This window comes from Agaribacillus sp. DX54 (assembly GCF_056858335.1).
In genome coordinates this window covers 1-9,447 of sequence record NZ_JBXEQE010000063.1, presented here as the reverse complement: position 1 = coordinate 9,447, position 9,447 = coordinate 1, and the positions used below count along the sequence as shown (strand labels likewise).

The 9,447-nt window shown below is 35.4% G+C and carries 11 protein-coding genes and 1 pseudogene; 1 reads left to right on the top strand and 11 read right to left on the bottom strand.

Features of this window, described 5'->3' with window-relative positions; genetic code table 11:
• Positions 1-714, top strand: a 714-nt coding sequence (locus AC04NP_RS29875; protein WP_482863776.1) for a group II intron maturase-specific domain-containing protein, incomplete at its 5' end; no start/stop codon positions are given.
• Between the two features lie 79 nt (positions 715-793).
• Here the strand turns inward: AC04NP_RS29875 and AC04NP_RS29870 are convergent.
• From AC04NP_RS29870 to AC04NP_RS29820, 11 genes and pseudogenes are all read right to left on the bottom strand, one after another.
• Positions 794-1,846, bottom strand: coding sequence for a serine hydrolase domain-containing protein (locus tag AC04NP_RS29870; protein ID WP_482863774.1), 1,053 nt, complete (start codon positions 1,844-1,846; stop codon positions 794-796).
• Positions 1,847-1,948: 102 nt separating this feature from the next.
• A complete protein-coding gene (locus AC04NP_RS29865) occupies positions 1,949-2,350 on the bottom strand; it encodes a hypothetical protein (RefSeq protein WP_482863773.1) in 402 nt (133 codons plus the stop codon).
• A gap of 414 nt (positions 2,351-2,764) precedes the next feature.
• Positions 2,765-3,574, bottom strand: coding sequence for a phospholipase D family protein (locus AC04NP_RS29860; protein WP_482863771.1), 810 nt, complete (start codon positions 3,572-3,574; stop codon positions 2,765-2,767).
• Between the two features lie 456 nt (positions 3,575-4,030).
• Positions 4,031-4,486, bottom strand: a complete 456-nt coding sequence (locus AC04NP_RS29855; RefSeq protein ID WP_482863770.1) for a hypothetical protein — start codon at positions 4,484-4,486, stop codon at positions 4,031-4,033.
• Positions 4,487-5,183: 697 nt separating this feature from the next.
• Positions 5,184-5,390, bottom strand: coding sequence for a hypothetical protein (locus tag AC04NP_RS29850; protein WP_482863768.1), 207 nt, complete (start codon positions 5,388-5,390; stop codon positions 5,184-5,186).
• Positions 5,391-5,556: 166 nt separating this feature from the next.
• A complete protein-coding gene (locus AC04NP_RS29845) occupies positions 5,557-6,024 on the bottom strand; it encodes a restriction endonuclease (protein WP_482863779.1) in 468 nt (155 codons plus the stop codon).
• Between the two features lie 204 nt (positions 6,025-6,228).
• Positions 6,229-6,462, bottom strand: a pseudogene (locus AC04NP_RS29840) (winged helix-turn-helix domain-containing protein); the annotation flags it as partial.
• 724 nt (positions 6,463-7,186) lie between these two features.
• Positions 7,187-7,537 (bottom strand): type II toxin-antitoxin system RelE/ParE family toxin, encoded by a 351-nt coding sequence (locus AC04NP_RS29835; RefSeq protein ID WP_482863766.1) that lies wholly within the window; start codon positions 7,535-7,537, stop codon positions 7,187-7,189.
• Entirely contained in the window at positions 7,534-7,800 is a 267-nt protein-coding gene (locus AC04NP_RS29830) for a ribbon-helix-helix domain-containing protein (RefSeq protein WP_482863765.1), read from the bottom strand. Before AC04NP_RS29830 ends, AC04NP_RS29835 begins: the two co-directional genes overlap by 4 nt.
• 769 nt (positions 7,801-8,569) lie before the next feature.
• Positions 8,570-9,229 (bottom strand): S1 family peptidase, encoded by a 660-nt coding sequence (locus AC04NP_RS29825; protein WP_482863763.1) that lies wholly within the window; start codon positions 9,227-9,229, stop codon positions 8,570-8,572.
• Between the two features lie 89 nt (positions 9,230-9,318).
• A partial coding sequence (locus tag AC04NP_RS29820) for a transposase domain-containing protein (protein WP_482863777.1) occupies positions 9,319-9,447 on the bottom strand: 129 nt, incomplete at its 5' end.

The window sequence follows — 9,447 nt, the reverse complement described above, 5'->3', positions numbered from 1 at the left end:
TGTGTATGCGGAGTGATCAGTCCACTACTATCCAATATATTGCTGGATCAATTGGACAAGTACCTCAAAAGGAAAGGTCTGAAATTCGTCAGCATAGCGGACGACTTTAGTGTCTATACAAAGTCAAAGGCAGAAGCCCGGAAGATCGGCAACGAAGTTTATTTGTTTTTAAAGCACAAACTAGACTTGCCTATTAATAGGGAAAAGAGCGGGATACGTAGGCCAAATAACTTTGAGCTACTGGGACACAGTTTTGTTCCCACCTGTAAAAAAGGCGAAAAGGGCAAATACCAACTGGTAATGAAGAAAGGCAGTTGGGGAAGTCTCAAGCGCAAACTTAAAGCTATCACCAAGAAAACCTTGCCATACAGCTTCGAAGAACGGCTTCAAAAACTCAAAGAAGTATGGATGGGAGGGGTGAATAATTACCGGTTGGCAAGTATTCAGGCAAAGCTCAAACAACTCGATGAGGGGTTGAGGAACCGACTTCGATATTGTATATGGCATGACTGGAAGAAGCCGGAGAGGAAGCGTAAAAACATGATCAGATTAGGAGTGCCACAAGCACAGGCCTATGCCTGGACCAGGATGGGAGGCTGGGCAGTAGCTCAAAGTCCCATCCTCGGAACAACAATTACGTTGTCGCGCCTAAGAAGAAAAGGTTATGAGAGTATGCTGGGCTACTATACTAAATTCAAACCCGAAATTCAATGAACCGCCAAGTAAGAGGCCCGTATGCTTGGTGGTGTAAGAGGTGCACTCCGTCAGTTACTGCTGGAGGAGCCATCTACGATTAGCGTTTTGTACATTCTTCTTCAAGAATTTCTATGTGTGTTTTTATTACTTCTTTAAAGTTTGAGTTTTCGCCAACATAAACAGCAACAATATCTAACTCAGGTATCACTTCAATGATTTTGTGAGATGGCGGATAATATCCTCTAAATAAATAACTCTTATATTCAGAATCTTGTGAAATCCAGAACTGATAGCCATAATCCCAATTATCATTTATTTTTATCTGCGATGTTGTTGATTTATCAACCCAATATTTTAGAATAATCTGTTTTTCTTTCCAAATCCCACTTCTCAACATTAAATATCCGAGTTTTGCCATATCTGCCATTTTCAAATGTAAACCCCAACCGGCCTTTGGCACGCCATTTAATGTTTTATCCCAAAAGTAACTTTTAACTCCAAGGGGAGAGAACAGGCTGTCTATTGCAAACTTTTCCAAATCATAAGATACTTGTCTATGAAGAATGCTTGATATTACTTGCGTTCCTCCGCTATTGTAATGATAATTCTCACTGGGCTCATTTTTTACTTTTCTTTCAAAAACATATTTCGCCCAGTCTTCCGACAGCGACATTGCTATCACATCTGTGGCATCAATTCCTCCTTTCCAATCAAGACCGCTACTCATTGATAAAAAATGTTTGTTTTTAATCTTTTGAATTGCAGAGTCATTGATATTGTATTCAGGAAAATACGATATAGAAGATATATTTTCATTTTCTATCAACTCATTTTTGAACACCATTCCAAATAACATAGAAATTACACTTTTTGTGCAAGAATTAGTGTGTATCAAAGAATCTTTTAGATATGGCGCTTGATAACTTTCAAAAATTGTTCTTCCATTTTTTATGATGAGTAATGAAAACTTTTTCTCAAAAACATTATTCAGAGAGTCAATTCTTTTTTTATTCTTTTCTGAATAATCCAAATTCGCAAATAACCACTCGTTATCAGGATATGGTTTGCTTTCTACCTCAATTTCTCGCTTACTGTCTTTATAATGGCAAGAAATTGTTAGTGTCAACAATATGTATAAAACCTTCTTCATAAACACTATTTGGTATCTCTTTATTAGTATAAACGCTAACTACTGGATATACGGCAAAGGCCACTATATTCAATTATCTGATTTTCATAATATTATAAGAATTCAAGATTCCTTGAAGAAAAAGTTTCCTGCCAAAAAGCCTAGTGATTGTTCAGCAATCACTTTACCTGCTGTTACAGTGCCCCCTTTTCTTCGTATAGCCCTTTCTGTTTTTGAAACTGAATTTTTTAGGAAAAATCTTGACCCGTGAAGTGAACTGTCATTCATAAATCTAGTTTTTTCTGCAATTATCCAATTAGGATTAGCAAAGTGTGACGATATTTGATAATTCACTATATTTCTTAAGAAAATTTCAAATAGATTGAGAATCGGATAAAAAGATTGTGCTACTCTTAAATTTATTCTGTAAAGTTTTTGTGATTTAGATTTTGAATTTCCAGTTGCGGTTAAGAATCGGTCTAATCTCGGTTGTGATATATAGTATTCTAATTTTTGATATTCCAATATTATAGCTCTTTCATTTGTTTATTACAAAAAATTTCACTTATTTTGTATTGTAATGCTTAATCAAGCCTCTTTCTTTTAGAAACGTAATTAAGTGAAAGATATATAAAACCTCTCAATTTTTGAGAGGTTTTTCATTTTTATACCGTTCACTTAAATTACCCCCAACAATTAGCTATGTACCACATTGTTGAACTTATTTTTACTATACCCATTCAATTTAATAGATTTTTAACATAATTCATTGGCACATTGGTTAGATGAGTACATATTTATTTTCTAATAACACCATCACGTGCAAAGACAATGAATTACAGCCAATATCAACCGATTTTAAACAAAAAAGCTCGAATATTAACTATCAGATTAAGTCGGACCTACTTCACTTTATACATAGTGTGGCAATCGTTCTTTTTAGTTTATGGGTTCCTTATATAGTTGTTTCCCCCACATTTGAATATCCCTCTCCGGTAAACGCGAATGATTCATTAATCGATCAAATTCTTCTTTGATTCCTTTTATTGCATTTGGATCTTCTGTGCGTATTCTAGTTTCATAGTTATGCTTTGTTCCGCTCGAGGTAAAGTTTAATGAGCCTAAATATGCAATTTGGTCATCAATTAAGTAGATTTTACTATGTATAAATGTGTCACTTTCTTCAGTTGTGTCAGGTGACATATATACCTTAAATGGAAATAGTTGAGAATACCAATAAGTGTAAATTCGTTTATTCTTAATCTTGTTTTTAAAAAGTTTTATCATCAGGAATAGTATTATTATCGGAATTAGTCCCAAAGCCACTTTAACATCCTTAAGGAAGTAAGCCATTCCGAATAGATTAACCAAAAGGCCTAACACAGCGTAGGACAGTATTTTGATCGTGTCTTTCCATTTTTCACGCTTTTCAAAGGCCAAATTGTCTATGTCTCTATTTTGAATTATTAGTTTATGAATATTTTTTTCGTAGCTACCATAGAAATCTTCAATGTTGTCAGTTGTTATTAACTCAATCGCAAGATCCTTTTTTTGGAAATTTATTAATTCGGAAATCAAAAACGGAGATAAGTAAGGTGAAACGATCTTAATTGATGCCCTGGCATTACGAATATCGGTTAAGAGTTTTTTCCCGGCTCCTTTTCCAATATAGATATCACAGTTTGCTCCGTTGTAAAACACTTTTTTAAGACTCCTCCATATTATTGCCAGCAATTCGCCATACACCACAATGTGGTGTTTGTATTTATTTTAAAGACTTTAAATCTAAAGTATTTTTAATAAAATTCATATCCGTGTGGGGAACGTGTGAGTAGTTCTCTGTAGTCCTGATGGGCTTACGACTTGTTCGAAAAGTTTTTTTCATTATCGGGGTCAATAGTCAATATCAAACGATTTCAAACCAGATTTTAAGGAAAGTAATTGACCAGCTTTAGCTAGAATTCAGTCGGGTCGCACCCAACGTAGCCCGCCCAGGGAAATAAAAAAGTAACCCATTTTAAAGAGAGCTAAAAAGAAAAAGCCCGCCTTCGCTCTTCGAGCTTCGGCGGGCGTAATCGGGGCGGTTGGCTCTGGATCGAACTTTTTCGTGGAGGATTTGAAGAAGTTGGAGAAGTATTTTGAACTGTTCAATTGATGAGGTCACCAGCAATGTTGGTACCTCTAAAGCAAAAACAGCCTCATGCATTATATTGGCAAACCTTCTATTTCTGATATTATAGATGGTATTCTTTTTAGAAGAAAGTCAGGCAGCTCTTGAGACTTTACCAGACTCTTGTTTGCTAGTGTTAAAATGTGTTCAGGTGCTTGATTATATGTACTGGTGTTAAACAGATGAATTGAATCAAAAAATTTCCAATGCTTATTTAAATGCTTGTAGCCTAGTTTAAATCGAGATTCTATTTCATATCCAGGAACAAAGTGGCCTCCATTTTCTACTCTGATTTGTACTCGTTCCTTGGCCTTATCTGTTGAGTCTAAACAGAAAAATGCCAATTCGAGTCTATAATTATTTTGCTTGAATTTTTCAGGCCAGTAGAGCGGAGTTGAGTGGAAGTTTGTTTCATAACAAAAGTTTTTGCGCATATCTATGGCTTTCTCAACTTCATCTTCAAAATCTTTTCTTGATAAGTTATGTGCCATGACATCCCTTAATTCGAAATCAATCAGAGAGTTAGTTATACTTGGCTAAATAAACTTTATCGTAATCATACACAGTTGTGTTCTAAGGAACCAGTGCTTTTGAAAAAGAAGATTTGCCTGCCCCGTTGCAGCCAGCAATAACTAAAAGAGTGGGGTTATCCATTGAATTGAGGAGCTGGAGTCGGTGATTGAGTTAGCCGGCCATTAGCCAATTTTTCCTCATACACTTTGATCTCCCTCCGAACTCTGGGCATCTCATTTTTAAGACGCTTTTTAAGTTCTTTGATGTAGATTTTCAATTTCTCTTCAGGTGTCATATATCAAATGTACGAAAAATTGATTTTATATGTTTGTTTACCTTTAGAGTAAAATGAGTTTTACACTTCCCTATCTGCTTTTGTATTTGTGATTCTAAATAATCAAATATTCTATAATGAAGCATTGGTATTTTTGAGGACCTAATGTTTTTATTACGTCCAATATCTAACGTTTTTCAACAAAAAAGTCCGAATCTTAACAATTCAGGCAAAAGTCGGGATGACTGGCGCTCGATCGAACTTTTTGGTGGAGGATTTGAAGAGGTTGGAGGGGTATTGAGTTATTAGATTGATGAGGTCTTTTTACATATTGTTTTGACCGGATTAATAAAAATATCTCTCTAAACAGTTTAATTTTTTGGACGCGTTACAAATGTCTCTCAGGCCAAATGGGCAATTAGAAATTCAATTACTGTTATAAGGAATATAATTCCGAATGTTAGTAGAGAATATTTTAGAGCTTTCTTTTTGGATTCCTCATCCTTATCGGAAAATCTTTTTATTAGATTCCAGATGGTTAGTCCTACTCCAATGATGATAACTGCTACTTTTAATATTGATCCAAGAATGAATATAACTGATTTCATTTCTGTTTTTTTCGAAGCGGTATTACTCACAAAGTTCCAAACAGGCTCAGTAAGCATATCTAGTTTCAAAAGCTCTAAGATAGCTTTTTACACCAAAAATGGCAAATACCCACAGCTGATCATTAAGCCTATTGTTTGTTAGCTACATTTTTTCTAGTCAAAGTTGTTAAGTTTCCTCAAAATAATCAGAATCAATTTTTTTAACCTCATATACTTGAGCAACTGAAAGGCCAACATTATACTCTATCATCAACTCTGTTAATCTACTTCCATCAATTAAAATGATTTTTGGTTCAATTTGACCAACATATTCATAGGCCTTCTTTGGGAAATCAGAAGTTGTTATAAATATTCCCTTTTTGGCTTTTTTAGATAGAAGCGCACCAGCAAAATCTCTGACTTCCTTAACAGGAACTGTATTTTCCCATTTCTTAGCTTGAATATAAATAATATCTAAACCAAGTTTATCTTCTTTTATTATCCCATCAATCCCTCCATCTCCAGATTTGCCAATTGCCTCGCCAGCATCCCTTCGAGAACCTCCATATCCCATACTGGTTATTAGATCTATAACCAAAGTTTCAAAAAAGGCAGGGGTGCCATCTTTAACAAGCGAGAGTAATTCATTAGACAATTCGGTCTTTAAACCTAAATATGCATATTCCAATGATTCTTGAGGACTCTCACCTGAATCTTTTTTTAATTCAACAGGAGTCTGTCCAGAAATTTTAAGCCTAGTTTCATCTCCCTTTGCCTTAGGAGTTATAAAATCGACAAATTCCTGAAATTGAGTCAGATAATGAGCAGATATTTCATGTGGTTTATCTTGTAGTACCTTCAAACCCCGATCGGTAATTTTGAAGTGTGCTCTTTTTACTACTTCAACCAATTTGGCCTTGCTTAGATAAGTTCTTGCCCATCCGACCCTGTTTCTAAACAATGGTTGTTTACCACTTGGAAGCAAGGTTCTTTTTTATTCTTCGGTTAAATTTAAATCGTCACTTAAATTGTCAACCAGATCACTAAGTTTATGAACTTTCCCATCTTGAAGTTTCTCTAAAAAAGGAAGCATTATCTGTTCGTAAGTAGGAATCATAAATTAATATAGTAATTGTAGCTAATAATATAGTGTTTTATGACATGTTTGCATAAACCACTTTTGATTGAAATGATTGAATATAGTTTAAGCAATTACAAAAAGCAAGAAGATACAACCAAGAGGGCAGATGTGTTATAAAACATCATTAAACGAATCCCTCCCACACTTATAGCCATAGGTATTTTCCTCCTAGCACAGGTCCGCCGGTCTTGTACCATTCAAAAACTTTAACCTAAAGGATTTTAATCAAATTCATATCCGTATCAGCGATGTGAGTGTGCATTTCTGCGGTTTTGCTTAAATGATGACCTAATAGCACTTGGAGGTGTGCCCAAAACTAGTTCAAGTGAAAGTAATTGATAAAGCCTCATTAAACCTCAGTTGGGTCTCATCCGACGTAGCCTGCCCATATAATTATATGCCTCAATAATTTCGAAGAAATGCAAAAAAGAAGAAACCCGCCTTCGCCTTTCAGGCTCAGGCGGGCTACGTCGGGATGAATGGATCTCGATCGAACTTTTTCAGGGAAGATTTGAAGAGGTTGGAGGAGTATTTTGAGTTATTGGATTGATGAGTGATAATATAGCCTTGGTTCTTTTTCAGGTAAGGCTACAGCCATAAAACCAGTACACATTCAATATGTTTTGACAACCAGTTTGAATACTTAGAAAATGCAAGAAAAACCCCTGGGAACAGCTTATTGTTTTGAATTCCGATATAAAGCTTTGGCCTCTTTATCCAGGTTGGGTTCCAATTTTTTCAGCCTTTCCAGGAGGTTCATTGACGTATGCCTGACCGTAAGAACAACAATAGTATCATCAATAATATCACAAATCAGGTAGTGTTTCTGAACAGGATATACTATAAATCTGGATGAGACCCTCCTATTTAGCTTTAAAAGCCCTTTATTTTCTTGCAAGAGTGAAAAGGCATCTTCAAAAGCCTTAATATATTTAGAGGCTGTTTTCTTCCCCCATTCGGCTAGTGAATAGTCATATATTTCCTGAATATCATCTAAGGCCCTTGAGGTAAGAAGGATTTTTGTCATTTAGATTTAGTCTTCTTATACGCTTGTAAGTCTGCCATTAAATCACCAGAGAACTTCCGTGTTCTCCCATGGATCACATCCTGATACCCTTCAATAATAGCACTACGAATATTCGCAGCTTCCAGCCGGTCACACTCATGGCGGATTAAATCCCGGACATATTCACTAGGCGTGGCATAAAGGGTTCCACTTCCTGACTGACTAGCTATGAATTTCTTCATTTTATCTGTAAGAGCAATATTCAAAGATTCTGTTTTAGACATAAAGCACCTCATTGATTTAATTCTACTAATATACATTGTTCTTCATATATTGTCAATATTTAAAGGAATATCTCTTCATTTAAAGTCAATCTGGCTACATGAGAGCTGAGTCGATGTTATCAAAATAAGTATTTTCATCACTTTTATCTGCATATATTACCTGCAAAAATTAATATATACAACTATAATTGTGGAATTGTAACTCCTGCATAAACCAATCTCTTAGTCTTTCTTTTTTTCGAGATGATTAACTCGTTGGTTTATACTAATAACTTAATTAATTACATCCACAACTGATCGAATGGGAGGTTTCGTTCAACGTTTGATTATACGAAACTCCTCTCCTTCCGTATATTTTCAAATTATGGCTATCTAACCTAAAGCATTATGAATTGAAAGATGCGTTGACCACATGGTCGCAGAGGACGCCAAGTGGTTTTTACGATCGAAAGTGGGTTACTTTGTTACGTTAAAAGCAACAGTTTGAGCAACAGCAACAGTGTTTATCGCTTGCTGTTGCCGTTGCTCTTGCTGATGTCGGGATGACTGGATCTCGATCGAACTTTTTCATGGAGGATTTGAAGAGGTTGGAGGAGTATTTTGAGTTATTTGATTGATGAGTTCTCTCTACATATTGTTTAGAGCTGATTTATAGTAAGCCTACTGTAAAGTACCTGTTTGAAAATTTGAACCTGTAAAATATTGAAACGGGAATAAACCTTAAAATTGCTACTAACATACTTTTTTGCATACATAGCAACAGTTTTTATTAATTGTAGTCTTCAAAAAGTAATTCCAGTGTATTATCCAATTCTAATAATATTTCTTTTATGGCAATGGCACTTACCGCATTATAGAATGGTATTGCGGGATCATCTTTGAAATCTTCTTTGTCTGCAGAGACAGAAGAAGCGGAATTTGCAAATTGAGTAACTATACCTATTATACATCCATTTAAAGAAACTACAGGGCCACCACTATTTCCCGGTCTAACTGTAGAGGATATCGTTATGCATTCACAATTTTGCCAATCCCTACTAATTGCGTTAACCTCTCCCTTTTGTGAAATAAGAGATGCCTCTCTCATGCCTCTAAGAGGAGGATACCCCAATGTTAGAATATTATCTAAAACGTAGTGCGGACCAAAATAAGGAAAAGGACCTATATCCAAATCCATACTAAGTTTAACCAGGCCAATATCATGTACTTCATGATATTTATGCGCCTTGATTTGCAATTCATAATCTTTAATAAAGCATTTATAGCTTGTCAGATCTGTTAGGTTGTGTCTACAAGTTAATATCGTGTTTTTGTTAATTAAAATTCCTGAACCTGTTCCTGCTATTCCATTTTCATATTCACCCTCAAACCTTACAATAAATGGTTTAAACTTTTCCATTAGAAATTCTTCACCTAAAATACTGCTCAACCAAAAGGTATTCTTACTTTGAAGTTTTGTCAATTCCAATTGTGGTAAGCATACTGCCAACCCCCAGTTGTTTCGTATTCATGTTCCCCTTAGCTTTGCGTTGGGCCAAAAAGTTTCTTGTTTGTGGGTAGCAGTTCTTCGATGCTATTGATGGGGTGATCATTGATGGTTGCAAGCACTGTTTTCAACCAGGTGTACGGCTCTACTTTGTTCTTGGC